Consider the following 25,963-nt stretch of genomic DNA (forward strand, 5'->3'; position numbering starts at 1 on the left):
GTCTTCGAGTACAGTTCGCATTTATTGACAGCATGAGGGTGTCCTGGATTTTGTGTAAACGGAATTCATTAATGTTGCGGCATCCGGTCGTCAAACTGGATAGTAAACCGGTTTAGCGCCGCCTTCCAATCCCGAATGGGCATCGTCCATTTTTTGCTGATGTTTTGGATCGCCAGGTAGAACAGTTTCAGCAGCGCCTCATCAGTCGGAAACGAGCCACGATTCTTGGTGATTTTCCTCAGGCTCATGTTCAGCGATTCAATCGCATTAGTGGTGTAAATCACCCGGCGAATCTCCGGCGGATAGTCAAAGAACGGCGTGATGCGTATCCAGTTGCGCCGCCAGCTTTGGCCAATCGCCGGATAGTCTTTGTCCCACTTTTCCTCAAACGCCGTCAACTGCCGCTCCGCCTCATCCGCCGTGGCCGCGGTGTAAATGGCGCGCAGATCAGCGGCCACCTCTTTGCGCAGTTTCCAACCGACGTAATTCAGGCTGTAGCGCACCATATGTACGATACAAAGCTGAACGGCGGTCTTGGGAAACACGGTTTCAATGGCTTCCGGGAAGCCCTTCAGCCCATCCACGCAGGCGATGAAGATGTCTTGCACACCACGATTCTTCAATTCCGTGACCACCTGTAGCCAGAACTTGGCGCCTTCCGTTTGGGCGATCCAGATACCCAGTAATTCCTTCTCTCCATCGAGCTTGATGCCCAGCGCCAGATAGACTGCTTTAACGCGCACTGCGCCGTTATCCCGCACTTTTACATGAATACAATCCATATAAACAATTGGATACAGCGCATCCAGCGGCCGGGATTGCCACGCTTTGACTTCTTCGATGACGGCATCGGTCACCGCTGAAATCAGACTGGGCGACACCTCTGTGCCATACATTTCTTCCAGATGACCCTGAATCTCACGCACCGTCATGCCACGACCGTACAAGGACAAAATCTTGTCGTCAAAGTCTGTCCAGCGGGTTTGATGTTTGGGGATCAGTTGCGGCTCAAAGCTGCTTTGCCGGTCGCGCGGAATTTCGATAGGCAATTCGCCAAACTCACCTTTGAGCGTCTTGCGGCTGGTGCCATTACGGGCGTTGCCAGCGGTATTGGCGATGGGCTCATGCTTGTCATGCCCAAGGTGGGCTGCCATCTCGGCTTGCAGCGCACGTTCCACGACAGCCTTGGTGAGCTGTTTAAGCAAGCCATGCTCGCCCAGTATATCTTCGGGTTTCTGGTAGCCGGCCAGCAGTTGGTCAATCAAATCAGGCGAGGGGGATTTCTTTGTTACGGTCATGTTCACTTCCTTTTCAAAGTTAGGCAGATTTTCCTGCCAAATGACCGTTTACACAAAATTTCTTACACCCTCCTCTATGGACAGAGCAAACCCAGAGATCGTAGTCATTTTGAACGATTCAGACCCTACCACCAGCAATTATACGCACAGGTTGAGCCAACCAGTGTCACTCCATTCAGTGCGCCGGCGGTAGAACGCTCCCTTCATGGCATTATTGTCTCAGCTGTGCGACAGTTTGGAATATTGAATGCTGAGTCAAGCAGTCCGGATCCCTTCCCGCTAGGCGAAAGTTCCGTGTTGCGAAATTTGGTTGACGAGATGATAGCGCAGCGCGTTGGAGTCGTAGCTCCGGAAGAATATGATTCAGTAATGGAACAACTGCAACTCCGCCTTGACCAGTGGCAAAAATGGCAACCGAGCGAGTATGGTGGTTTTGGAGCCGCACCTGAAGATCCTCCTTTGCTGCACCCTGCAGGTAGTGCCGTGCCGCCAAGCTGGGATGGTCATAGCTGGCCGACCATGTCGTCGCTGCGAAATGTTGATGCTTCCTGTGAAGCAGAGATAACCCGATTTTTCAATCAACTTCAGGATGATCAAATATGAGCCGCCCAGTAAGAAGGTCGCAAGCAATTTCGCCTTTTGGTATTGGGGCATTGGTGGACTTTCCAGGTCCTGTGTCGCTCATTCACGCTGGCTTAGATGCTTGGCCATTCAAGGAGGGTGAGCCGGATCACCGGGAGTTTATCATCGATGATGAGAAACGCCTTTCCAGTAGGTTGGACGTAGACTACTTTGTACAGCCAGCAGACTTTCGGCAGCCCACACGAGGGCAGGATGCAACACAGTCCAACCTTAATTTAAAGTTGCCATTTCTCAGATTTCCTCTTTGGCATGTTTGTCCTCGATGTGGGCGAATGCATCTCGCACGATATCAAGACAGCACACCTCCGATCTGTAGAGGGCCAATCGGCTCTGGAGGTGGAATTGGGTCTGAACATTCACCAAGAAAAACTGTTCAAGTTCGCTTTGTAGGCGCATGCAAAAAGGGGCATCTGCAGGATTTTCCATGGTTGGAATGGTTGTTCAAGCAACCAGATCCACTGTGGGAACCGGAGGGTAATCTGCGCTGGCTCCGTATGAGAAGTACCGGCAGTGCTTCGCTTACTGGGGTGGAAGTGGCAGCAGAGGAAAGGTTGCCGAATGGAGGAATAAAGGTTATTGAGAAACGTACACTTGCTGGTGCATTTCAGGGGGATGAATCAGGTGAATCACAGCGAGCATTTACAAAAATTGGCGTGCTGTGTGGGGGACACAATCCTGCATTGGGAATTGGCAAGAACGGCCCGAATCCGTTACTAGGTTGTGGCCAAGAAATATACCCTCTGCTTCGTGGTGCCTCAAATCTTTACTTCCCTCAGGTTGTCAGCTCGATTTATATCCCAAACATTGATGACAAAAATCTTGATCAGGAAATTTTGGATATCCTTGATGACCATTTGCTGAAGTCTATTCTGTTACTCAGCGCACAAGATGCGGACAATGGCATGATTTCAGCGAAGGCGGCTCGGAACGCTCTGAAGAAATATTACCCAGAGTCAAGCGTGGATGCGGAAGTTTTGGCAGAGGCTGCTAACAGACACATCTTGAAAGATATTCTGCTGGAAAACAGGACGGTGCAACAATACTTATCACAAAAAATAAAGGTGTCGACTGACAAGCAGCTCACGCTTGATATGGTGAGCTCGGCAATTAAAAACCATTATGGGGATTGGGGAATTGACCCATTGGTGTTGTTGGGTCCGTTGTCTGATTGGTTTGAAGGGCAGGGTGTGGATGCTGATCAAGGAACGGCGGGGCTTCAACAGGATATTTTAGTTGAGTCTAACTATAGAATGGAAGAATACCGAGTCTTTTGTCGAGATATTCAGGAGGGCTACCCAAAGGCCAATCTGTTGATACGAAGCTCCGAGATAGCTAGTTATGGTGATCTAGTCCGATCCTCGTTTGAGCGCATATCTTTGTTGCACAAGTTAAGAGAGACGCGGGCATTTGTGGGGTTTTCTAGAATTTATCCTGGTGACGACCTCACGCAGGAAGAGCGATGGCATCTGATAGCGCTTGAAAAGAAGAAATGGCTCCCAGCTGTTGTTGTAAGAGGAGAGGGCATCTTCCTGAAGTTCAGGGAAGATCGACTTGGCGCTTGGATTGAAAAATTCGGGGCTCTTCATGAAGGTAGATTTGCATTGATTAACCACCAGATGGGTGAGTTACGGGAGCGAAGACATCAGCAGCCAAAACTGATTTCGCCGAAACATGTTCTGATCCACACATTCGCGCACCTGCTGATTAACGAATTAGTATATGAATGTGGCTATGGCTCAGCTTCTCTTAGAGAGCGGATATATTCTGTGGATGGAGAGTATCCCATGTCTGGTGTATTGATCTATACGGCTGCGGGGGACTCGGAGGGTTCAATGGGTGGCCTTGTTCAAATGGGGCAACCAGGCTATCTTGAAGCTGTTGTAGCTAGGGCACTTGAGAAAGCGCGTTGGTGTTCCAGCGATCCGGTCTGTATTGAAAGCAAAGGGCAAGGCCCAGATAACTGTAATCTGGCAGCATGTCATTCCTGTGCTCTGCTGCCGGAAACTTCATGCGAAGAGCATAATCGATTACTCGATCGTGGAGTGGTAATTGGCACCATCGAAAGTCCATCCAGTGGGTTCTTTTTGGGGGATGAGTAAATGAAATCAGGTTGTTAAATTGCATTCTGAATTGCCCCATTTTTTGCACTTTAGTCTGACCCACCAAATTTGATAATTGGTCATGTGGTACGACGGGTTGCATTTCTTGAGGAGGGTCAATATTTAATGCAAACATTCAGACAAAGTGGCTCAATCCAGAATGCAATTTAACACAAAGTCATTCTGGATCTCGAGAGTGGTTCAAAATCCAAGATTATTGTTAGCGACAACGGGTGTGGCATGTCAATTGCAGACCTAGAGGAGAAATGGCTAGTTCTTGTTACGCACTCTACTTGCCCCGGAATCATTTCAATTTCCGAGTAACTGGAAGACTATTTTTGCAATTTTATTTGCAAGCAAAGGTGGTACGGCATTGCCAACTTGGTGAAATTGTTGTGTTCGGTTTCCCTGGAAAAAATAGTTGTCCGGGAAGGTCTGTAGACGTGCAGCTTCACGCACTGTCAGGCTACGACACTGTGCAGGGTCTGGATGGATAAAGTAATGCCCATCTTTCGAAATGTGACTGGTTACGGTTGTGGATGGTCGTCCTTTGAGTTGCACCCTGAAACGGTCAGAAAATTTCCCGCTTTCCCAGTTGTTATGGTTTGGTCGTAGTCCTTCCAGATCAAATTGTTGATGCCCCTTCGGGGAAAGTCCATAGGCTTCGGCATATGCAGCTGCATAAATATAACGTCTTAAGTCACTCGACATATGTCCTCTGGACTCATGATTCAGTAAAACTTTCAGATTGTTATCACGGTACCACTCATCTAGTTTTGAGTTGAGTATTGCCGGTATATTTTCACTATTCAACCTTAATGCTCCAAAATCAAGATCAGAGTCTATTGAATGTTTCAGTCTATCCAGAACTGCTGTTAATTCATGCAATTCGCTTCTCTTTGAGGCTTCTGCATGAAGTTCTTGCAAATGCTGTTTAACTGTTGACGTCCATTTTTCGGCATTGTCACCCCCTTTGCTCAAACGGCTGCGTAAGCGGGGGAGTGTTCCTATCACATCCTGAACAGTAAATTCTGAAACTTTATCTAAAAGCTTGGGATTGACATTTATATCTTCCCGGATGCCAATAAGGATGACTCTATGTCGGGCCTGCGGAATGCCAAATTCTTCAGTGCGAATGATGAAATCATGTGCGTTGATATCTTGTGGATCCATACCTTTTTCAAAGTAAGTAGGAACAGCCAGAGAGTGAATTTTGTAGCTTCGGCCTGGTGACTTTCCGAGCGCTAAGTTAGGGTCAGAAAGGTCTCGCAATATGGTATTAAAGATTTTCTGGCCATCAATTGTAGATGACAGAATACCTTTGACATTCTCCATCACAAAAACGGCAGGCTGATATTCCTGAATAATTCGAAGATACTCGCGGTAAAGATAATGTCGATGATCCTGTTCTGGACAATAATCGGTCTTTCCTCTGTTCCTTGAACGTCCTACCAGTGAATAAGCCTGACAGGGTGGTCCGCCAATCAATATCCATGGCTTTGAAGTGTTAATTTTTTCCTTATCTAGTATCGTGTCGAGTTCAAGATTACCTGTGGTTGTCCCCAAAGTGATACGACGTGCCTCTTTATTTGCTTCTTCCCATGCAGGCAAGGATTTGTCATCATATGGCGTATCCGATTCACCATTACAGAACCGGTAGTAACTTTCCAGTGACGAACTGTCTTGCGTTTTCAAAATTCGGAAGAAAGATCGCAGTTTCAGAGTTTGATGCGCTGACGTCTCCATTTCCGCTGAAACTAATATTTTGAATGCGTTGCCATTATCAAGTGCTGAAAAGCCCTCTCCCAGACCGCCGGGGCCAGCGAAAAGATCAACTATGGGGATAGGTTCGTCTTGGGGCATATGCTGCTATATTAACTTTAATTAGAGTGTGGCCAGGATACCAGGAATGACCGATATAGTCGATAGTAAAACACGATCTCGCATGATGTCTGGAATTAAAAGTAAAGATACCGCGCCGGAAATGGTAGTGCGACGATTCCTTCATAGGGCAGGTTTACGTTATCGGCTGCATGATTATACCCTGCCTGGGTGTCCTGATCTTGTTTTACCGCGCTATCGCACAGTGATATTCGTTAATGGCTGTTTCTGGCACCGACATCCGGGTTGTAAACTTGCCTATTCACCAAAGAATAATTTTGAAATATGGCAGAAAAAATTTGATCGGAATGTTTTACGTGATCAACGTAATATTGAAACGCTTATAAAGTCAGGGTGGCGGGTTATAGTCGTATGGGAATGCGGATTACGTAAAAATCCTTATAACGTTCTGATAGCACTGGTTGATGAAGTCAGGTGTAAGCACACGCAGTCTATGGTTCAAATATCCTCTTCATGAACTTGAATGTGTTGATACGTACCAAAAATTTACCACCTGCGTTTGTTGAATTTTATTCAGACGTATATTTGCAATCTCAATAGTGGAATGTTTCCGAGAAAATATACGATGATGTTAACTTGCACCACAGATTGACCCATCTTTTGTACTATAGCTTGACCCACCAAATTTGATAGCTGCTCATGTGGCACGACGGGTTGAATTTTTTGAGGCGGGTCAATATTTGATGAAAATGTTCAGACAAAGTGGCTCAATTCGGAATGCAATTTAACGTTTTGACTATCTAGATTGGCTCTAATTTTAAAAAATGGTAGTATAGAAGGCTGTGCCGCCATAGTTTAATGGATAAAACAAGGGTTTCCTAAACCTTAGCTCCAGGTTCGACTCCTGGTGGCGGCACCAAACCGCACCTCATTCTTCTTTTCAAAAATACCATACAATCACCCACTAATATCTTGCTATATAAGTTTTTAAAAAAATGGGACAAATTTGGGACAATCCTGTACTAGATTAGGGTGGATTTGAAGGGATGTGAGTGGACTTAACTGATTGATTTTTATTGAAAAACGTATATTTCTGTATGCCCCTTATCCACTTAGGAGGGGGTCGCTCTATCCACTGAGCTACCGGGGCCTTGAACTTTTTCTATTCTAACAGAATCTTTATTTGTAAATGAAAATGATTCTTATTTACTTGACAATGATAATGATTCTCATTTATATTTAACTTATCTTGTTAAGGAATCTCTATCATGAAAAAAAATACTCTGTTCTTAGCACTTCTTTTAGGTTTACAAATAAGTCTTGCGCACGCCCAGGATACTTACAAAATAACCATTACTGATAAGGGTATTGAGCCCCAAACTCTCACGGTTCCGGTGGGGAAGAAAGTCGCTTTAGAAGTCATTAATCAGACCGATCAACCCGTAGAGTTGGAGGGTAAAGCTTTTGCCTCTGAAATTGTCGCGCCACCCAATGGCCATGCGAAAGAGTTCATCGGCCCCTATGTGGCAGGGGATTATGGTTTTTATAATGATTACAACCGACAAATGATGGGGACGATACATAGTCACTAATACTTGTCCAGACATTAAATGATGAATAGTCCATATCGCTGGCTCAAATGCTTCTTAATCGTTCAGCTTGTTGTGTTTTCTTCAGTGTTATTAGCTGATGATGATTATGTGGTTTACTCTCCCCATGTGGTCAAGGGACAGACAGAACTAGAAAGTCGTGCTTATGCTGTGAGTGATTCCCGACCAGGTTTTGCTCCCAGTAATGGTTATCTAGTGTCTCTTGGCCACACTTTTACAGATTATTGGAAAAGTGAAGTCTATTTTGCCGAATACCAACATTTACCAGGATCAGGAAACGCTCTCTATGGTCATGAATGGGAGAATACCTTCCAGTTGTCCGAGCGCGGGGAATACGCGGTGGACTGGGGTTTTTTAGCGGCCTACTCACAACATATCCTGCCAGGAGTAGCGGATAGCTTAGAACTCGGTCCTCTTATAGAAAAAGACCTGGGTCGTTTACAGCAGCGTTTGAATCTCCTGGTGGAGAAGGATGTGTTTGCAAACGCCACTTTGCGCTATGCCCCGCGTGCTGGTTATGCTCTTTCTTATAGAGTCACCAATCAATTTCAACCAGGTTTTGAAGCCTACTATAGGCCCATTGATCATGCCCACCAAATAGGTCCTATGCTGCAAGGGGAGTTGTTCTTACCCCACGGCAAAGAGATTGAATACGCTTTTGGGGTGTTGCGAGGATTAAATAATGGTGCCCCACAGAATGTAATTATTGCTAGAATGTCATACGAATTTTTTTAGTTGATCTGTCATGCCCTTTGTTACTTTGCGTCATCTTAGTCTCGCTTATGGTCACCATGCCCTTTTAGATGGAGCCAACCTCGTTATAGAAGAAAGACAACGTGTGGGCCTGATTGGCCGCAATGGAGGAGGGAAAAGCTCGCTATTAAAAGTCATTTTGGGCCAAGTTAACGCAGATAGTGGGGAGCGCTGGATACAGCCTGGTCTTAAAATGGGTTATGTGGCCCAGGAAGAGCATTTTGATGAGACACAAACTGTTGAAGAAAAATTAGTAGAAGTTAGTCTACTGCAGCATGAATGGACGCCAAGCCATCTCATAGCGAGCATGATGTCAACCATTGGTTTTAAGGGTCCAGAACTCATCAGTTCACTGTCAGGGGGTTGGCGTAAAAAACTAGGACTTGCCTGCGCCCTAATTAACGAGCCACAACTACTTATCTTGGATGAGCCCACTAATCATTTAGATATTGATGCTATTGCTTGGCTTGAAAACTTACTGAAAACATTTAAAGGCAGCGTTCTTTTTGTCACCCATGATCGCGCCTTTTTAGATAATGTGGCCACCGATATCATCGAGCTTGATCGAGGAGTGCTCTCTCATTACGGTCACTCTTTTACCACCTATCAACTCAGAAAACAGGAAATGTTGGCGGTGGAACAAACCCATCAAGCTAAATTTGATAAGATTTTGGCTCAAGAAGAAGTGTGGATTCGTAAGGGAGTGGAAGCAAGGCGTACAAGAAATGAGGGGCGAGTGAGGCGTCTTGAAGCGCTAAGAATTGAGCGCTCCAGGCGACGTGACAAATTAGGTTCTGTGAGATTAAACCTGCAGACAGGTGATCGCTCAGGAGAGTTAGTGGTTGAGCTTGATCAGGTGTCCATCGCCTATCAAGATCGAGTCTTGGTGCGTGACTTTTCTACACGCATTCAACGTGGCGATAAGATTGGCATTATCGGGCCCAATGGTTCAGGCAAAACAACTCTTCTTAAAACATTGTTAGGAGAATTAAAACCTGATCAAGGGCAGGTTAAGTTGGGCACAAAAATTCAAGTGGCCTATTTTGATCAATTACGTGAGCAGCTAGATCCTGAGGCCACTTTAATTGATACCATTAGCCCTGGTTCTGACTTTATTGAAATGAACGGTCAGCGTAAACATCGGATCAGTTATTTGGAGGATTTTTTATTTCCACCGGAACGCACGCGAGCTAAGGTGAAATCTCTCTCTGGAGGGGAACGCAATCGCTTGTTATTAGCAAGATTATTTGCGAAACCTGCTAATGTATTGGTTTTAGATGAGCCTACTAATGACCTTGATATGGATACTCTCGAGGTGCTCGAGGAATTATTAAGTGACTATACCGGGACCTTGTTCTTAGTGTCTCACGATCGCGCCTTTTTAGATAATGTGGTGACGCAAGTGATGGTCTTAGACGGTTTTGGTCAAGTCACTGAAAACGCTGGCGGCTATTCTGATTGGGCGGATTATGTAAAACACCAGTGGAGTACAAAAGGTGACACGATTCCCTCATCTCGTAATGAGGACAAAAAAGAGTTGGTGACAGAGGGTAAGGAGAGAGCTAAAACCCGCCCTGAAAAAATGACCCATCGAGAACAACAAGAGTTAGAATCATTACCTGCAAAAATAGATCTGCTTGAACAAGAGCTACTGGCCATCAATGAGGAGCTTTCCGATCCCTCTCTTTATACCACCCAAGCGGAAAAAGTAATAAAACTCCAAAGTCGGTTAGCGCAGTTGGAAGGGGAGATGGAAAACCTACTAAAACGTTGGGAGTTTTTAGAACAAAAACTGCTTCGTCTAAAGAGTTAAGTGCTCTAGTTCAGACTTGATCTGACATAACTACTTACAAATGGTGGGGTTACCCGGTTTGATAGAGGTTCGAATCTTTATCAAACAACGCGCATAAGCGCAAAGGAGTAATCCCATGAATAGTGTTCAACAAAACCTTATAAAACACAATCTTGGTTTGCTGAATTCAGCTGCTGAAGTGGGTAATGTGTCTCGTGCTTGTCAAGTAATAGGCTTTTCAAGAGATACCTTTTATCACTATTAGGCAGCTAGAGATGATGGTGGTATTGAGGTCTTGATCGATGCTAAGCATAAAAAGCTTGATTTAAAAAAACATGTTGAAGAAAAAACCGAGCGTGCTGTATCGGCGTTTGCTATAGAATTTCCAGCTTTGGCCAATTACGCGCCTCCAATGAACTGCGTCAACGAGGAATATTTATCTCTCCATCAGGAGTTAGATCAGTGTGGCTACGGCATAATTTGGCTTCGTTCAAAAAACGGCTTGGCGCATTAGAAAAACATGTAGCGCAAACTGGAGAGGTATTAACAGAAGCCCAAGTTCAAGTCCTGAAAAGAAAGTAAGATGATGATATAACTATCGGTGAGATTGAGACTGCCCACCCTAGTTATCTCGGTAGCCAAGATACGTTTTACGTAGGTAATATCACAGGAGCGGGAAGGATATACCAACAGACCTTTGTTGACACTTACTCCAAATGGGACAGCACTAAACTTTACACAACAAAAACTCCCATCACGGCAGCAGATCTACTCAATGACAGAGTATTGTCCTTCTTTGCTGAACAGGGTATGGGAATTATTCGTTTGTTAACAGATCGAAGTACAGAGTATTGCAGTAAAGCTGAAACCCAAGATTATGAGTTGTGTCTAGCCTTAAACGACATCGAGCATACAAAAACCAAAGTGTATCATCCACAAACGAATGACATTTGTAGGCGGTTTCATAAAGCCATCTTATAAGAGTTTTATCAAGTCACCTTCAGAGGTAAGATTTACAGAGGTATTGAAGAGCTTCCATCTGATTTAGATAATTGGCTGGATTATTACAATAACAATAGAATACATTAAGGAAAAATGTGTTCCTGACAGTTACTACATAAATCGGGTAACTGTCAGATTAAATCGCGATTAGTACAAGGACGTTAATGATGATTTCAGCAGACCACTCTGGTGGGAACTTGAAAACGTCAGTTCCGACCGCGGGCATGGTCATTGATTTGATTCCTGCTTCTTTGGCCACACGAAGAGTCTGCGCAACGGCAAGGTCGAGGTATTTCTCTGGGTGATCGTCATTGATGAAGCTAGCTGCCCTCGTGTGAATCACAAATGGGTTTGGCAGTTCAAAGCCGGGGGTCACAATCGCTTCACCCAGCGCAATAGGCGAATGGCGACGGCAGTATTGCTCTAGCTCTGGCCCGGCTGCAGTATGAATTGCACCGGCAACGCCCGATCCAAAACGAAGGTTGGCATTGGCTGAGTTAACCAAGGCATCCACGTCGGGTTGATGGACGATGTTGCCTATGACGATTTCAATCTGCATGAAGTTCAAATATCTTAAAAATCGTCGAAGTCATTTCTGGATTTTCTGGAGCCGACCCCAAAGTCGTCGCTTGGATTGTTAAAAACAGCGCCAATTCCGGTGGCCGTGCTACCCATGCGAGTGCTGCCGTCAGTGCTGAAGCTTCCCATCTGAGTGAAAACAGACCCATCTGACCCAAAGGTGGTTGAGCCCATCTTTGTGTAGGTAGTGCCGTCGGACGATACGCTGGTGGTATCCGAGACTTTTTGCAAAGTCTCCCCTGAATCGGAGACAGCGAATCGCCCCAAGATTTGCCAAAAAGACATGTTCATCTCCTAAAAGTGATGATTTCGGTCCAAGCGACCGGGTACGACCTTCTCGTTCAAAAAATTCTAGCACCAATGACGCATATCTGCATCAAAATGATTAAGTGCAGTCATTGAATATGCTAGAGTGGAACATTCGCAAATAAGGTGGAGACAAATCCGTGGTCAACAAACGTGTCGCTGCTGCACTTGACGACCTGACGCAGACGCAAAGAGAGCGACTTTTCTACATTGAAGTCAAAGCTTTCTTCTGTGGCGATCTGACCCGCGCGGATATTGAGAGACGCTTTGGGGTCAAACCTGCAGCTTCAGCACGCGACCTAAGCACATACCGTCGCCTGGCACCACTCAACCTCTTCTACGACGCAGGTCACCGCAAGTACGCGACGACCGACCGCTTCACACCCTTGTTTGAACACTCAGCAGAGCGCGTTCTCACCTGGTTCCGAGCAGGCTTTGGCGACAACATGGACCAGAAGCTCAAGCGCTCTGTCCCCTGTGAAAGCGCCAGCGACCTGGTCAAACCCGAAATCGAAACACTGGCGACGCTCACACGTGCCATTGCGGGAAGACGCCAGGTCAAGGTCAACTACCTGTCTTTGACCTCTGGAGCCTCAACAAAGACGCTGTGCCCTCTAGCCTTGGCCGACACAGGCCTGCGTTGGCATTTGCGCGCATATGACCGTGAGCGAGGCCGCTTTGCCGACTTTGCATTGACTCGGATCGTCAAGGCCAAGGCCATTGATCAGCCCATCCCGGTCGAAGAACAAATTGAATCAGATGTGCAGTGGGCACGGCTGGTCCATATCGAGCTGGTGCCCCACCCAGGCATTGCCCACCCCAAGGCGATCGAGGCCGACTTCATGATGCACAACGGCATGCTGGCGCTTGACATGCGAGCTCCACTCGTCGGTTATGCCTTAAGACGCTGGTCGGTAGATTGCTCGGCCAAGCACAGCCTTGACCCCAAAGAGCACCATCTTTGGCTGAAGAATTCACAAACACTTTACGGCGTTGAAAGCGCTGCTTTGGCTCCCGGATACAACAACACGGTTGATTCAAAGTGATGAATGCCATGAACTGCTGCAAAAAACATAAAACAAAATTCAATCAAAAGGGGCCACGTCATGGACGTTTTTGACCTTCGACAACAGATCGTTCAAGACTATGCCAATTTCGCACGATCTTTTACGAGAGTTCGAGCCGATGATTTGAAGCGTCAGATTGACGAGATCTACGCGAAAGATCAATTTTGGCCTGAGCCCTTACTGCAGATCACCCCCTACTACGAGCGAGGTGCATCCTTAGATGAACTTGCTGCATCAGGCGAAGTAACCTCAACTACAGCCTCTATTTTTAGAGTACCCGATGAACCAGAATTACCACTGCAATTGCACACTCACCAGGTGCAAGCCCTAGCAGCGGCAAAGCAGGGTCGAAGTTATGTAGTCACCACTGGCACGGGTTCGGGTAAATCGCTTTGTTTTTTTGTGCCCATCATCGACGCAATCTTGCGGGCCAAAGCGACTGATAAAACAAAGAAGACAAGAGCGATCATCGTTTATCCAATGAACGCTTTGGCAAACAGCCAAATGGAAGAACTTGAGAAATTTCTCAAGCATGTCCAGCCAGCGCAGCCAATCACGTTCGCTAGATACACAGGCCAGGAAGGCGATGAGGAGCGCAAAAGCGTCGCAGCTAATCCGCCAGATATCTTATTGACCAACTTCATGATGTTGGAATATCTGATGACTCGCCAAGATGCAACAGACCAACAAGTTATCGGGCATTGTCAGAACCTGCGCTATCTTGTTCTTGATGAACTACATACATATCGCGGACGTCAAGGTGCAGATGTTGCATTGCTTGTTCGCCGCATTCGAGCGCTACTCGCTCCCGAAGGATTGCAGTGCATCGGTACATCTGCAACGATGGCTAGTGGTTCAGCAGAAGACCGCAGTACCGCTGTAGCTGCTGTCGCATCAAAACTATTTGGCGTACCCGTTCTACCATCAGACATCATCGGCGAGACCCTTGTTCGCGCAACAAATCCCAGTCTGCATAACGATTCCGTAAAAAACCAACTTGCACCGGCAATTGAGGCGGGCTTGTCACCCTCAATTACTGATGCCGAACTTGTTTTGCACCCGCTTTCAATCTGGATTGAAACTCGCCTTGGACTCACTTGGGAGGATGCCAAATGGGTTCGGGCAAGACCCCAAACGCTACAAAATGCCGCGCAGTGGTTGTCTGAAGATTCAGGACTAGCGCATGAAAAGTGTTCTCATTTCCTCCGCCAATTTTTACTAGTGACTTCTCTGGCCGAGGCGGATCGCTCAGGTGGACATAACACCGGTAAGCGCGGTTTTTTTGCATTCAAGTTACATCAATTTATCTCGGGTGCAGGTACAGCCTACGCAACGGTTGAGGCACCTGGAAAGCGTACGCTCACAGTTAATGCTCAACAGTTCCTGCCGGATCAACCTGAAAAGCGACTCTATCCCGTTCACTTTTGCAGGGATTGTGGTCAGGAATACCACCCCATTTTTCTTGAACTGGGTGCGCAAGCACAGGTTCTTCCGCGTGAAATTGATGATGTGCCGCCAACGATCAAGCGCAGCGAAGAATCGGAGGGATTAGATCGTCCCCAATATGGCTTTTTGATGCCTGAACCTCAGGACAGCCAGTTCGAGTTTTCAGGAAAAGATGAAGACTACCCAGACGCTTGGCTTGAAGAAGATCGCCACGGCGATATCCGACTTAAAAAAGATGCTCGAAAAAACAAAGCTGAACGAATCGCTGTGGAGCCCACAGGCCAGATTGGTTCTGGAACTTACGCCTGGTTTATTCCGGGGAAATTCCGTTTTTGCTTGAACTGCAAGGTAGTCCATTCGGCACAAGGTAAGGACAAAAACCGACTTGCAGCACTGTCTGCCGAGGGGAGATCGTCAGCGACCACTCTCCTTACGCACTCAGTACTACGTTGGATGCATTCTCAAGAATCAATACCGGTCGATCGCCGCAAGATGCTGGGGTTTACCGACAACAGACAAGACGCGGCTCTTCAGGCAGGACACTTTAACGACTTCTTATTTGTCAGTCTTTTCAGGGCAGCATTTTTGGGGGCTGTGAAAGCTGCTGGCGCTGAGGGACTCTCTGCAGATCGACTGGGCCTTGCGGTATTCAAGTCATTAGGTTTTGAGCGCTTAGGAGAAGCGGGTCTTCGCTCAGAGTGGCTGCTGGACGCAGAACTGCAAGGCGCAAATTTTGTGAATGCACAGAAAGCAATGCGTCAAGTGCTTGCCTACCGCGCATGGTTTGATCAGCGTCGTGGGTGGCGGTTTACCAATCCCAACCTTGAACAACTAGGTCTTGTTCGCGTTGAATATATTGGACTCGACGACCTTTGCAGTAATGACCTCAATTTCGCAGATGCCCCTCCTTTATTGGCCGGGTCCAGTCCAGAAGTTCGAAAGCGTGCCTACCGAGTGTTGTTGGATGTCATGCGTCAAGGTTTAGCGCTTGACCCAGAAGTTTTAGAGCCTGCTGAGCAGGAAACCTTGCGCAGTCGATCTCTCAATACGCTTAGATCACCCTGGGGGCTCGGTAGAGAAGAACAAATGCGTACTGCACGTTACCTGCTGGAGTTCCCTCCCGCACGTCGTGAAAATTCGCTAGCGGATGAAGATAAATTATTAAGGGCTGGCTTCCTCTCAGGCCTTGGGCGTGATTTGCGTAAGCCCGATTTGTGGGAGAGGTCAGACGCACGAACACTTAAGCGTCCCGACTATCAAAAGCTATTGAGTTGCATGTTGCAAGTTGCAGGCAAAGCTGGCCTGGTTGCACAGGTTTCAACTCCGTTCGGTACGACACCAGGTTGGCAACTTAAGAATGCCTGTATTGAATTTCACCTTGGCGAAGGCAGGTCTGAGCGAGGCGGTATGGACAACGCCTTTTTCAGGTCGTTGTACCTCAACTTGTCTCAGGCGATTTCATCCGACTTTCACTATTTTGGTTTTGAAGCGAGAGAGCACACTGCGCAGGTCGATAAAAACCGGCGCGAGGCCCGCGAAATGCGCTTTCGTTATGGCTCAGAAGACAAAAAGAGACTTGCTGAAAACGCCAAAAAATTGAACGAGCTAGGAGAGCATCAACGGTTCTTACCGGTTCTCTTTTGCTCTCCCACTATGGAGCTTGGCGTCGATATTTCAGCATTGAACACGGTGTACTTGCGAAACATGCCGCCAACGCCAGCCAACTATGCGCAGCGCAGTGGTCGCGCAGGGCGAAGTGGTATGCCTGCTTTGGTGCTGACCTACTGCGCAGCGCGCAGTCCACATGATCAATACTTTTTTGCCGATCCTCCTGGCATGGTTCACGGTGAGGTTCGAGCCCCCACCCTAGACCTGGGCAATGAAGAGTTAGTGCGAAGTCATTTGCAGGCTGTTTGGCTGGCATGTACCAACACGCCAATCAGCGCAGCAATCTCGGAGGTCGTTGAACCTAATGAAGAAAAAGACTTACCCCTTTATTCAACGGTAAGTGAGTCACTCGCCAAGCCAGAAATCGCTCCACTTGCTGCTGAGCGCATCAAGAAGGTTCTGGCCCTTTTACAAGTTGAACTCAACCCCGAAGATGCTCCATGGTTCCGTGGTACAGATGTTTTAACAAAAGACATTACTGATTTGGCGCTTAAACGCTTCAACGATGCCTTCGACCGTTGGCGTGAACTTTTCCGAAGTGCCGCTAGACAACGCGACCAGTCACGCCGAACAATGGATACACACAACTTGCCACAGCGTGAGCGGGATGCGGCTCGTTCCTTACACGCGCAAGCCATTGATCAACTCAACCTGTTACAACGGGGCTCAGACAGCTCAGCAAGCGATTTTTATACTTATCGGTACCTTGCAACAGAGGCATTCCTACCTGGCTATAACTTCCCTCGCTTGCCATTAACTGCCTTTATTCCTGGTAGCGGCGACCGCAACACCAAAGGCGCATATCTTCAGCGTCCTCGATTTTTGGCCCTCTCCGAATTCGGACCAAGAAGTCTCGTGTATCACGAAGGTAGGGCATACAGGGTTACTGCCGCTCAGCTATCGACACGTGGTGAATCGGCAGCTGGCAGCATGCTCAATACGGATACAGCAACTATCTGCCGCAGTTGCGGTGGTGCACATTTCCATTCCGATCCTGCTGACCGTGGGCGCAGCCATTGCTGGGCGTGCGAGGCTCCACTAACAGACAACGCCGATATCGTTTTGAATCTGTACCGCATTGAAAACGTTCGCACTTCACCGGCAGAGCGTATTACGGTAAATGATGAAGAACGTCAGCACCAAGGATTTGATCTACAAACGATTTTCAGGTGGGCTCGACGCGAAAGTGGCCATCCAGACGTACGGACAGTCAGGGCAGAAGATGCTGAGGGCGCAATCGCCACGCTTCGTTATGGACCAGGTGCTGAGATAAGCAGACTGAACAAAGGATTGCGTCGCCGTGCTAACCAGACTCAACACGGCTTTGCTGTGAACCCCTTGAATGGCAATTGGGCCAAGATGGATGAGGATGATGGCGCGGAACCGGATCCAACGCGAACTTCCAACCAGTTGATTGTTCCTTGGGTTATGGACCGAAAGAACGCGTTGCTGCTTCAGCTTTCAGAAGAAGGCGCACCTGAAATAACCGTTGCAACAGTTCAATACGCATTGAAGCGCGGCATTGAGTCTGTCTATCAACTGGAAGAATCCGAGCTACTGGCCGAGCCATTGCCAGACAGGAAGAATCGAAGTGGTGTGCTTTTTTACGAAGCCACTGAAGGCGGTGCTGGCGTATTAACTCGACTAGTGCATGACGAAGAGGCTGTGGCAAGGGTTGCATATGCAGCTCTTAAAGTACTGCACTTTGATCTTCCAGCATACGGCGAGCCTCTTCCTGCCGCAGATCATTTGCATGACGTGAACGGAACAAAATGTGTAGCTGGCTGCTATCGCTGTGTTTTGTCTTATTACAACCAACCCGATCACTTGGTTATAGATAGGCGCGACAAGGCAGCACGTGCTTTGCTACTGCGTCTGGCAGGTGTCAAAACGCAACTGCTTGCTGCAACTGATATCGGGCCGCCACCCAGTGCACAAGGAGCATCCAGTGATTCGTCAGAATCACCAACGGCAGCTTCTGCGGAATCTTTAATGGGATTCAATGCGGCGAAGTTAGGACTTCCCGAGCCCAGTGAAACTGGCGCGACTTTGGCGGAGGTAGCCACTATTGCGCTTTGGCGAAGCAAACGAATTGCATTGGTCTTGGAGGGCACATCGCCCAACCCATTGATCGATCGTGGCCTGGAGGTCGTTCTATGGCCGCTATCGCCTTCGGGCCAAGAGGAAGCTGTAAAAAAGCTCACCAGTCTACTTAATTGAGAAAATAATTCATGAGTGCAGTTTTATCTGATATTGGAAACGCCATCTTCCCGCCTGGCGCGTTGGTACGCGCACGCGGTCGGGAGTGGATCGTCATGCCTGGCAGCAGTCCTGAGCGTCTACGCCTTCGCCCATTGTCCGGAAGCGAGGCGGACGTCGCCGTAGTGTCTCCTGCGTTAGAAGCCACATTTGACCCGGTAGTGCCTGCGACCTTTCCATCTCCAACAGTCAAGCAGGCCGCAAATCACGAAGAATCGCTTCTCTTACGTGATGCCCTGCTGATGTCACTGCGAAGGGGTGCTGGTCCATTTCGAAGTTTTGGGAACTTGGCTTTTCAACCCCGCGCTTACCAATTAGTTCCGCTCCTGATGGCACTCAAACAGGATGTGATACGACTCTTAATTGCAGATGACGTTGGTATCGGAAAAACCATTGAGGCTGGGATGATCGCGCGCGAGCTTCTTGATAGAGGCGAAATTCGACGATTTGCTGTTCTTTGCCCACCACACCTGGTCGAACAATGGATTCAGGAGCTCGACGACCGATTTCATATTAAAGCCGTTGCTGTCACTGCGGCAAGTGCAGCTCGGCTTGAGCGAGGTCTGCCAGTTACCGACAACATTTTTACAGTTCACCCACACACCGTTGTGAGCTTGGACTACATCAAGAGTGACCGTCGGCGAGGTGACTTTGCCAGTCGTTGCCCTGAGTTGGTAATTGTGGATGAGGCTCATACCTGCGCAGGTAGCGGTGGAGGCCGTCATCAACGTCATGATCTATTACGACTGCTTGCAACAGACGAGCAGCGACACATGCTTTTTCTAACAGCGACCCCTCACTCCGGGGACGAAGACAGTTTTCACAGTCTGCTTGGACTACTGCACACCGATTTCCAACAACTGGGTAGCGTGACAGGCACCGCCCGCGATGAGTTGCGCAGACGCTTATCGGTTCACTTTGTGCAGCGCCGTCGCCAAGATATCAACGAATGGAACGATGAGGGTGTTTTTCCCCGTCGAGAAACAACCGACCTCCCATACAAATTGAGCGGTGGATGGGGCGTCTTCTTTGATGCTGTCTTGGACTATTGTTCAGAAGTTGTCGAGCGTGCAGGCACAGACCAACGCCGCCAAAGATTGAATTTCTGGGGCACTTTAGCCTTGATGCGTAGCGCGGCAAGTAGTCCGGCTGCCGCATTGCAATCTCTTCGAACGCGAATGGCCACGCAGGTAACTGATGCCGATGAGGACGTATTGCGAGAGCGGGTATTTGATGGTGCAGAGGACGCAATGGTGGACGATGACGCTGAGCTACCAGCTGACAGTGCAGATCCAGGACTGAAGGATCTGATAACCCAAGCGCAAACACTTGCGGGTGAAGGTGGTGACCCAAAACTTGCCGCTTTGCGCAACCATTTAGAAAAAGAACTCCTTAACAAGGGCTTTGCCCCTGTTGTTTTTTGCCGCTACATCGCAACAGCGCACTACCTCCATCAACACCTGAAAAGTAGATTTCCAGGTGTAACAGTAGGAGTGGTGACCGGCGAATTAGCTCCTGAGGAGCGAAAAGCCGTAGTCGCCGAACTTGGCGAGGCCGATCGCCCCATGCTGATTGCGACAGATTGCATGTCAGAAGGTATCAATCTGCAAGAGCATTTCAATGCCGTCGTTCATTACGACTTGAGCTGGAATCCTACCCGTCACGAGCAGCGTGAAGGACGCGTCGATCGTTTTGGTCAAGAAAGTCGCGTCGTGCGTGCCACGCTGATGTACGGACAGAACAATCCTGTTGATGCAGTTGTTTTGAAGGTCATATTGCGCAAGGCCAAAAAGATTCGCGAAGACCTAGGGGTCCCCGTCCCATTGCCAGACAACGATCACTCACTAACCCAAGCGCTCATGCAAGCAGTACTCAGTGGCCAGCGCGGTCGTCAAAAGCAGGAAACGTTTGACTTTGATGATCTCCCGGCTTTTCAGCAGCTTGATGTCGCTTGGACGGATATGGCTGAGCGCGCGAAGAAAAATCGCACCGTCTTTGCTCAAAATCGAATCAAGCCCGAAGACGTTCTGCCTGAATGGAAAAAAATGCAAGCAGCTTTGGGCAACTCCGACGATGTGCAGCGATTTACACAGCGAGCGCTGCGCCGTCTGGGCGGCGCTTTGGAGGCCAGAAGTCCAACTGGAAACAAAGGATACCGGGCACCGCTCGCAAATTTACCTGAAGACTTACGCGAGCGAATGTTAGCTGACGGGATCAGCGGCACTGTCGGGTTGAGCTTCACTGTACCGGCCCCAGTGGGCACGAGATTCGTCCATCGCAGCCACCCGTTGGTAAGCACGCTAGCCGAAGGCTTACTTGAACGCACTCTGGCAGATGCTGGTCTCGAGCAAGAACGCAATATGACCGACCCTGCCATGCTCGGGCGAACTGGTTGCTGGGTAAGCACCACTGTGCAATCCCTAACCACTGTCCTGATGCTTCGACTTCGCCATCAGTTGAGCAGCGCAGATGCCCGTGGCGGCGACACACTTTTAGTCGAAGAAGCCATTGCTGTTGCATTGCGATCGGTCGATGGCGGCAAGCGCTTTGAAATACTGTCTGGAGATGAGCCGCTTCAATGGCTCACCGCGCCACCAACTGAGACCATAGATGACCGTACAAGAGAGGCACGCGTATCTGGCGCTTTGGCTCAGCAAGACCAATGGATGCCAGTTGTTGAAAATTTTGCCCGCGAGCGCTCTGAATTGTTGCTTGCAGACCATCGAAGGGTACGAGAAGCGTCCAGATCAAAAGGTCGCTACGAAGTGACGCCTTTGTTGCCAGTAGATGTAATTGGCGTGTTTGTCTTGCTTCCGGCTTTGGGGCTTTGAATCGCCATGTCTAGAACTTCTACCGTATTACACGTCGATACCCTCAGCATTGAGGGTGGATTATTCACTTCTGAATGGCTTGCAAAAGTATCCGCTCAGCAAGCGGCCATGCAAGCAGATGCAGACTATGGTGTTCGCGCAGGTTTCAACTTGCGCGAAGAGATCGGCTTCGCCTGGCGATCTGCCCAAACGCTATGGCGACAATTTGACCAAGCACGCCAGCAACACAATTCGGATGCTTGGGGCATCAGCCAACACTTTGCGGCCGAACTTTTACGGCAATGCTTTGCATTCAGTTTAGCCAAGCAGACTAAACCAATCGTCATTGCCGAACGCAACTATCCTGTGCAATTCAGCGCACTCAACGGTCATGTCCCAATTGTCATATCCCCACACGATGAAGTAAAAGCGTTAGATGTAGCCCACGACCGCTTGGGCGACAACTCAGGTGAGCGGATCAGGAAGCGCAGCGCATTTGGCTTACTGCAAGAAAGTCTGAATGCCATGCCCGACGCCCTTTGGGGTATCGCGACCAATGGCTTACAACTGCGAATTGCACGAGACAACGCCAGCCTAACGCGACCAGCATGGGTCGAAGTCGACCTGGAACGTTTATTTGCTGAAGAGCGATATGCTGATTTCTCAGTCATGTGGCTCCTCTTGCACTCTTCACGTTTTGGTTCATCAGGAAGTAATTCCACTGATTGTGCCTTGGAGCAATGGCGTAACGCGTGTCGTGAGCAAGGCACGCGCGCACGTGAAACCTTGCGCGGCGGAGTGGAAGAAGCCTTACTCGAACTTGGGCAAGGCTTTGTTAGCCATCCGGCCAATACGGCACTTAGAGATGCCTTGGCCACTGGAACTTTGAGCTCGCATGAATATTTGCGCGAACTACTGCGCTTGGTCTATCGGCAGATTTTTCTGCTCACGGTGGAAGAACGTGAAATTCTTCACCGAAGTGATGCCGACCCAAGTGCCGTTGCGCTGTATGCAGACGGATACAGCTTACAGCGACTGCGTGAGCGAGCTATCCGTCGCAGTGCACATGACCGCCATGGTGACCTGTGGCAAGCTTTAAGGCAGGTCTGGATTGGTTTAGGAGTAGGCGAACCCCTTCTGGCACTGCCACCTCTAGGCGGCTTATTTGATTCAAATCAGTGCCCATCGCTCGATGCATGCAAGCTCGAAAATCGCTTCTTGCTTTCTGCTTTGTTTCACTTAGCCTGGTTGCGCCCTGAGGCCAATGCGCCATTGACTCGGGTTAACTGGCGGGACATGGGGCCCGAGGAGTTAGGCAGCATATACGAAAGTCTGCTTGAGCTGGTGCCCATGCTTAGTAATGACCATAGGCAGTTTAGTTTTCACACGGGAGCGGCTACAAGGGGAAATGCACGCAAAACTTCAGGTAGTTACTACACACACGACTCCTTGGTGCAGGTCCAACTTGAGTCTGCTCTTGAACCAGTCATTGCCAGCACGCTTGAATCGCACCCAGTGGGACAAGACGCTGTAGATGCGCTTTTGGCGCTTAGCGTTATTGACCCCGCATGCGGAAGTGGCCATTTCTTACTTGCTGCTGCGCGCCGCATCGCAGGTCATTTGGCTAGAGTGCGTGCACAAATGCGAGACGCGCATTTAGGCAATAGCGGCCAGCCAACACCAGAAGATTATCGGCATGCACTTAGGGATGTTGTGACCCACTGCGTCTACGGCGTTGACATGAACCCAATGGCATTGGAGCTAGCTCGGATGGCATTGTGGCTAGAGGGCTACACGCCTGATGCTCCGCTTGGATTCATTGATCATCACTTTCTGCTTGGTAACGGGCTCTTGGGCGTGATGGATCCCAAAATGATCTTAGATGGTGTTCCCGACACGGCCTTCACGGCCTTGACAGGTGATGACGCTGCTCTTTGTCGCGACTTGAAACGACGCAATAGAACTGAACGGACTGGATTGCTGCGCATGCGAGAAGCTGCAAGTTTCAGTCAAAGCCTGCAATCTATGGACTTGTCTGCGACAGCCCTTCCATTACAACAGTTGGATGTCTTGCCGGACGAAACCTTGGCAGAGATTGCTGCCAAGCGACAAGCTTATGAACGATTGCAGCTTGACGCAGGCACAGATGGTCTTAGCCTTGCACTGAATTTGTACTGCGCTTCCTATTTGTTGCCGAAACATGGCACAGAGACAGATACCGACGTACCGACGACACAAGATGTAATGAACGCATTGTTGGGACAAACAGTTTCAGAGAGGAAGAAGCAAGCGGCTTTTAACCTTGCCAAGCGAGTCCCACTTTTGCATTGGAGGCTTGGGTTCGCACAAGTCTTTGCGAGAGGTGGTTTCTCAGTCATCTTGGCTAACCCACCTTGGGAACGCATGAAACTCCAAGAGGAGGAGTATTTTGCAGAGCGTGCACCCGCAGTTGCGGAAGCAAGGAACAAAGCCGAGCGCGAGCGTGCCATTCGTGCTTTGGGACTTTCAGCCCCGGGTAGCCCCGAGCGCCGCATCTACGACGACTTTAATGCTGCAAAGCAAATAGCTGAAGCGGGCAGTGTGTTCTGTCATGGCCCCAGGTATCCCTTAACGGGTACAGGCGACGTCAACACCTATGCGCTCTTTGCGGAAACAGCCTTGCAGATATTGCACCCACAAGGGCGCGCTGGTCTAGTGTTGCCAAGTGGGATTGCGACTGACGACTCGACCAGTGCATTCTTTGGTGAGATCAGCAAAGGTCGTATCGTGCAGTTGGTAGATTTCGAAAATAGGGAAGGCCTCTTTGCTGGAGTACATCGCAGTTTCAAGTTTTGTCTTTTGACTATAGGTTCTGCTGAGGCAGCTAGGTTTGCGTTCTTTTTGGGCAATACGGAGCAACTTAAAGACCCGCGTCGCAGCTTTACATTGACAGCAGATGACATTGCACGCCTAAATCCCAACACTAGAACTTGTCCAGTATTTAGAAGTCAAAAAGACGCGGAAATAACGAGTGGCATTTACAAGCGTGTACCAGTTCTTTGGGATGAGAGCAAGCCTGACGGAAATCCGTGGGGTATTAAATTCATGACCATGTTCCACATGTCGGGAGATAGCGGGCTATTTCATGACGCACGTCGGAAAAGTGAATTGACTGCCCCAGTACCTTTGTATGAAGCAAAGATGGTGCACCAGTTTGACCACAGATGGGCAACCTATGTTGGAGATACAGACGATTCTCGGGATATGACAGACGAGGAGAAAGCTGATGTTAATCGTGCAGTACAGCCTAGGTATTGGATCGAAAATTCAGTTGTTGATGACAAGTTAAAGGAAAAAAATTGGGATCATCCATGGATATACGGATGGCGAGGCATTACCAACGCGACAAATGAACGATCTGTTATCGGGAGTATCGTTCCAAGATATGGCGCTGGAAATTCTCTTCATTTGCTTCTTTCGCATGAGATAAAGCATGCTTCTTTGTGGTCTTGTTTTTCTGCGTGTATTTCATCTCTGGTATTTGACTATTGTGCTAGAACAAAAATTGGCGGAACTAATTTCAATTTTTTTATACCAAAACAGTTACCCTTATTAGCACCAAAAATGTTTACGACAGCTTATGTCGAACTAATTGTTCCTAGAGTTCTTGAGCTTTTGGTAACTTCGAAAGATATGCTTGGGTACTATCTTGAAGTTGTGAACGAAAACCCGCTCTACGATCCGCGCTCAGCTACGGAGCGAGGTAAGCCTTGGATTTGGAACCCGGATCATCGCGCGATTTTGCGTTCTGAATTGGATGCCATTTATGCACGACTTTATGGACTGACAAGAGATGATTTGCGTTACATCTTGGATCCGTCAGACATCATGGGAGATGACTATCCAAGCGAAACATTCCGAGGGCTTAAAGCCAAAGAAATACGGCACCTTGGCGAATACCGTACGCGTCGCCTTGTACTAGAAGCATGGGATAAATTGGAGCAAGGCGAGCTATGAATGCCACCACTGGCGTTATTGGATCTGCATTGACTGTGCTTGAGAGCCATGCGGTTCGTAAAGCCGCTCGCGATGCAGGTTTTGATATTTTGTTGGATCTTCAGGGCTCAGTAGTCGGTGAAAGCAGTCACGCACCACTCAAGTGCGCCATTTGGACTTCGACAAGCAACGGCTTCATTGTCGCCTTGTCAATGGCCAATGTAGTTCATGCGCTTGAGGCTGATATTGGTCAAGCCATCAATTCAGCAAGGCTACCCAGCACGTCATTCGACATAGCCGGTACCTTCGAAGCCTCTGATATTTTCGAACTCGAAGTCCTGCTCAAAAGGGCCTGGCTACTCTCTCGCAGTCTGCCCAACGCACTGATTGGCCGCTTTGAAAAGGCGTTGTCTGAGATCAGCACCACGGAGCGTGAGGCGACTGTTAGGCAAAGAGTCGGCCAAAACCTGTTCCGAGAAGGTTTGCTGGCTCTGTGGGGCGGTCGCTGTGCCATCACAGGGCTTGATGCTCCTGAGCTATTGCGTGCCAGCCATGCAAAGCCGTGGGCCGATAGTTCCGACACTGAACGGTTGGATGTTTTCAACGGATTACTGTTAGCTGCCCATTGGGACGCCGCCTTTGACTCCGGCCTCATCACGATATCAGGCAGCGGGCATGTTGTCCCGAGTGCTGCACTTTCGGATTCGACTATTGAGGTTCTGAGGCTGACTGAGGATTTTTGCATCCGGCTTCAACCACAGCATGAACCCTACCTGTCCTGGCATCGTGAGCGAGTGTTCAAACAACTGTAGGCT

The 25,963-nt window shown here is 48.7% G+C and carries 15 protein-coding genes, 1 tRNA gene and 1 pseudogene; 13 read left to right on the forward strand and 4 right to left on the reverse strand.

The window, feature by feature from the left end; genetic code table 11:
* Nucleotides 1–68 precede the first annotated feature (68 nt).
* The gene (locus tag FERRO_RS06345) at nt 69–1,298 is read right to left on the reverse strand and encodes an IS256 family transposase (RefSeq protein ID WP_056930055.1); all 1,230 of its coding nucleotides are present in this window, start codon (nt 1,296–1,298) and stop codon (nt 69–71) included.
* Between the two features lie 369 nt (nt 1,299–1,667).
* On the opposite strand from FERRO_RS06345, the gene FERRO_RS10190 reads away from it, so the two are divergent.
* Nucleotides 1,668–1,901: a hypothetical protein gene (locus tag FERRO_RS10190; protein WP_160318114.1), complete on the forward strand. Its 234-nt coding sequence runs from the start codon at nt 1,668–1,670 to the stop codon at nt 1,899–1,901.
* Between the two features lie 467 nt (nt 1,902–2,368).
* Nucleotides 2,369–4,039 carry a DUF1998 domain-containing protein gene (gene drmB / locus FERRO_RS06355; protein WP_204374782.1) on the forward strand — a complete coding sequence of 557 codons (1,671 nt, stop codon included), beginning with the start codon at nt 2,369–2,371 and terminating at the stop codon, nt 4,037–4,039.
* A gap of 309 nt (nt 4,040–4,348) precedes the next feature.
* On the opposite strand, the gene FERRO_RS06360 is transcribed toward drmB, so the two are convergent.
* The gene (locus FERRO_RS06360) at nt 4,349–5,902 is read right to left on the reverse strand and encodes a DNA cytosine methyltransferase (RefSeq protein ID WP_056930058.1); all 1,554 of its coding nucleotides are present in this window, start codon (nt 5,900–5,902) and stop codon (nt 4,349–4,351) included.
* Between the two features lie 46 nt (nt 5,903–5,948).
* Here FERRO_RS06360 and FERRO_RS06365 point away from each other — a divergent pair, with 46 nt between their 5' ends.
* The 6 genes and pseudogenes from FERRO_RS06365 to FERRO_RS10430 all read left to right on the forward strand — a co-directional run.
* The gene (locus FERRO_RS06365; protein WP_056930059.1) at nt 5,949–6,398 is read left to right on the forward strand and encodes a very short patch repair endonuclease; all 450 of its coding nucleotides are present in this window, start codon (nt 5,949–5,951) and stop codon (nt 6,396–6,398) included.
* Nucleotides 6,399–6,725: 327 nt separating this feature from the next.
* Nucleotides 6,726–6,800 (forward strand) — tRNA-Arg (locus FERRO_RS06370).
* A gap of 349 nt (nt 6,801–7,149) precedes the next feature.
* Nucleotides 7,150–7,473: a cupredoxin domain-containing protein gene (locus FERRO_RS06375; RefSeq protein WP_056930060.1), complete on the forward strand. Its 324-nt coding sequence runs from the start codon at nt 7,150–7,152 to the stop codon at nt 7,471–7,473.
* Nucleotides 7,474–7,491: 18 nt separating this feature from the next.
* Nucleotides 7,492–8,226 carry a hypothetical protein gene (locus FERRO_RS06380; RefSeq protein ID WP_056930061.1) on the forward strand — a complete coding sequence of 245 codons (735 nt, stop codon included), beginning with the start codon at nt 7,492–7,494 and terminating at the stop codon, nt 8,224–8,226.
* A gap of 10 nt (nt 8,227–8,236) precedes the next feature.
* Nucleotides 8,237–10,057 carry an ATP-binding cassette domain-containing protein gene (locus tag FERRO_RS06385; RefSeq protein WP_056930062.1) on the forward strand — a complete coding sequence of 607 codons (1,821 nt, stop codon included), beginning with the start codon at nt 8,237–8,239 and terminating at the stop codon, nt 10,055–10,057.
* Nucleotides 10,058–10,172: 115 nt separating this feature from the next.
* A pseudogene (locus FERRO_RS10430) lies at nt 10,173–11,122 on the forward strand (helix-turn-helix domain-containing protein); the annotation flags it as partial.
* Between the two features lie 52 nt (nt 11,123–11,174).
* Here FERRO_RS10430 and FERRO_RS06395 read toward each other — a convergent pair.
* Complete coding sequence (locus tag FERRO_RS06395) at nt 11,175–11,597, reverse strand: macro domain-containing protein (protein ID WP_056930063.1); 423 nt, start codon at nt 11,595–11,597, stop codon at nt 11,175–11,177.
* Nucleotides 11,598–11,611: 14 nt separating this feature from the next.
* Nucleotides 11,612–11,902, reverse strand: a complete 291-nt coding sequence (locus tag FERRO_RS06400; RefSeq protein ID WP_056930064.1) for a hypothetical protein — start codon at nt 11,900–11,902, stop codon at nt 11,612–11,614.
* A 161-nt stretch (nt 11,903–12,063) separates the two neighbouring features.
* Here FERRO_RS06400 and FERRO_RS06405 point away from each other — a divergent pair, with 161 nt between their 5' ends.
* The 5 genes from FERRO_RS06405 (at nt 12,064) to FERRO_RS06425 (ending at nt 25,960) form a co-directional block, all read left to right on the forward strand.
* Nucleotides 12,064–12,969, forward strand: coding sequence for a helix-turn-helix transcriptional regulator (locus tag FERRO_RS06405; RefSeq protein ID WP_204374785.1), 906 nt, complete (start codon nt 12,064–12,066; stop codon nt 12,967–12,969).
* Nucleotides 12,970–13,029: 60 nt separating this feature from the next.
* Nucleotides 13,030–18,324, forward strand: a complete 5,295-nt coding sequence (locus tag FERRO_RS06410) for a DEAD/DEAH box helicase (RefSeq protein WP_056930065.1) — start codon at nt 13,030–13,032, stop codon at nt 18,322–18,324.
* Nucleotides 18,325–18,692: 368 nt separating this feature from the next.
* Nucleotides 18,693–21,194, forward strand: coding sequence for a helicase-related protein (locus FERRO_RS06415; RefSeq protein WP_204374786.1), 2,502 nt, complete (start codon nt 18,693–18,695; stop codon nt 21,192–21,194).
* 6 nt (nt 21,195–21,200) lie between these two features.
* Complete coding sequence (locus FERRO_RS06420) at nt 21,201–25,169, forward strand: Eco57I restriction-modification methylase domain-containing protein (RefSeq protein WP_056930067.1); 3,969 nt, start codon at nt 21,201–21,203, stop codon at nt 25,167–25,169.
* Nucleotides 25,166–25,960: an HNH endonuclease gene (locus FERRO_RS06425; RefSeq protein WP_056930068.1), complete on the forward strand. Its 795-nt coding sequence runs from the start codon at nt 25,166–25,168 to the stop codon at nt 25,958–25,960. Before FERRO_RS06420 ends, FERRO_RS06425 begins: the two co-directional genes overlap by 4 nt.
* The last annotated feature ends 3 nt before the right edge of the window (nt 25,961–25,963 follow it).

This window comes from Ferrovum sp. JA12 (genome assembly GCF_001431705.1).
Classification (GTDB): Bacteria; Pseudomonadota; Gammaproteobacteria; order Burkholderiales; family Ferrovaceae; genus PN-J185.

Excerpts from the sequence above, each read along its gene's own strand:
- FERRO_RS06395 (WP_056930063.1), bottom strand. The coding sequence starts at position 11,597 with ATGCAGATTGAAATCGTCATAGGCAACATCGTCCATCAACCCGACGTG.
- FERRO_RS06360 (WP_056930058.1), bottom strand. The coding sequence starts at position 5,902 with ATGCCCCAAGACGAACCTATCCCCATAGTTGATCTTTTCGCTGGCCCC.
- FERRO_RS06425 (WP_056930068.1), top strand. The coding sequence starts at position 25,166 with ATGAATGCCACCACTGGCGTTATTGGATCTGCATTGACTGTGCTTGAG.
- FERRO_RS06385 (WP_056930062.1), top strand. The coding sequence starts at position 8,237 with ATGCCCTTTGTTACTTTGCGTCATCTTAGTCTCGCTTATGGTCACCAT.
- FERRO_RS06345 (WP_056930055.1), bottom strand. The coding sequence starts at position 1,298 with ATGACCGTAACAAAGAAATCCCCCTCGCCTGATTTGATTGACCAACTG.
- FERRO_RS06415 (WP_204374786.1), top strand. The coding sequence starts at position 18,693 with ATGGCACTCAAACAGGATGTGATACGACTCTTAATTGCAGATGACGTT.
- FERRO_RS10190 (WP_160318114.1), top strand. The coding sequence starts at position 1,668 with ATGGAACAACTGCAACTCCGCCTTGACCAGTGGCAAAAATGGCAACCG.
- FERRO_RS06375 (WP_056930060.1), top strand. The coding sequence starts at position 7,150 with ATGAAAAAAAATACTCTGTTCTTAGCACTTCTTTTAGGTTTACAAATA.
- FERRO_RS06380 (WP_056930061.1), top strand. The coding sequence starts at position 7,492 with ATGATGAATAGTCCATATCGCTGGCTCAAATGCTTCTTAATCGTTCAG.
- FERRO_RS06365 (WP_056930059.1), top strand. The coding sequence starts at position 5,949 with ATGACCGATATAGTCGATAGTAAAACACGATCTCGCATGATGTCTGGA.
- FERRO_RS06420 (WP_056930067.1), top strand. The coding sequence starts at position 21,201 with ATGTCTAGAACTTCTACCGTATTACACGTCGATACCCTCAGCATTGAG.
- FERRO_RS06410 (WP_056930065.1), top strand. The coding sequence starts at position 13,030 with ATGGACGTTTTTGACCTTCGACAACAGATCGTTCAAGACTATGCCAAT.
- FERRO_RS06400 (WP_056930064.1), bottom strand. The coding sequence starts at position 11,902 with ATGTCTTTTTGGCAAATCTTGGGGCGATTCGCTGTCTCCGATTCAGGG.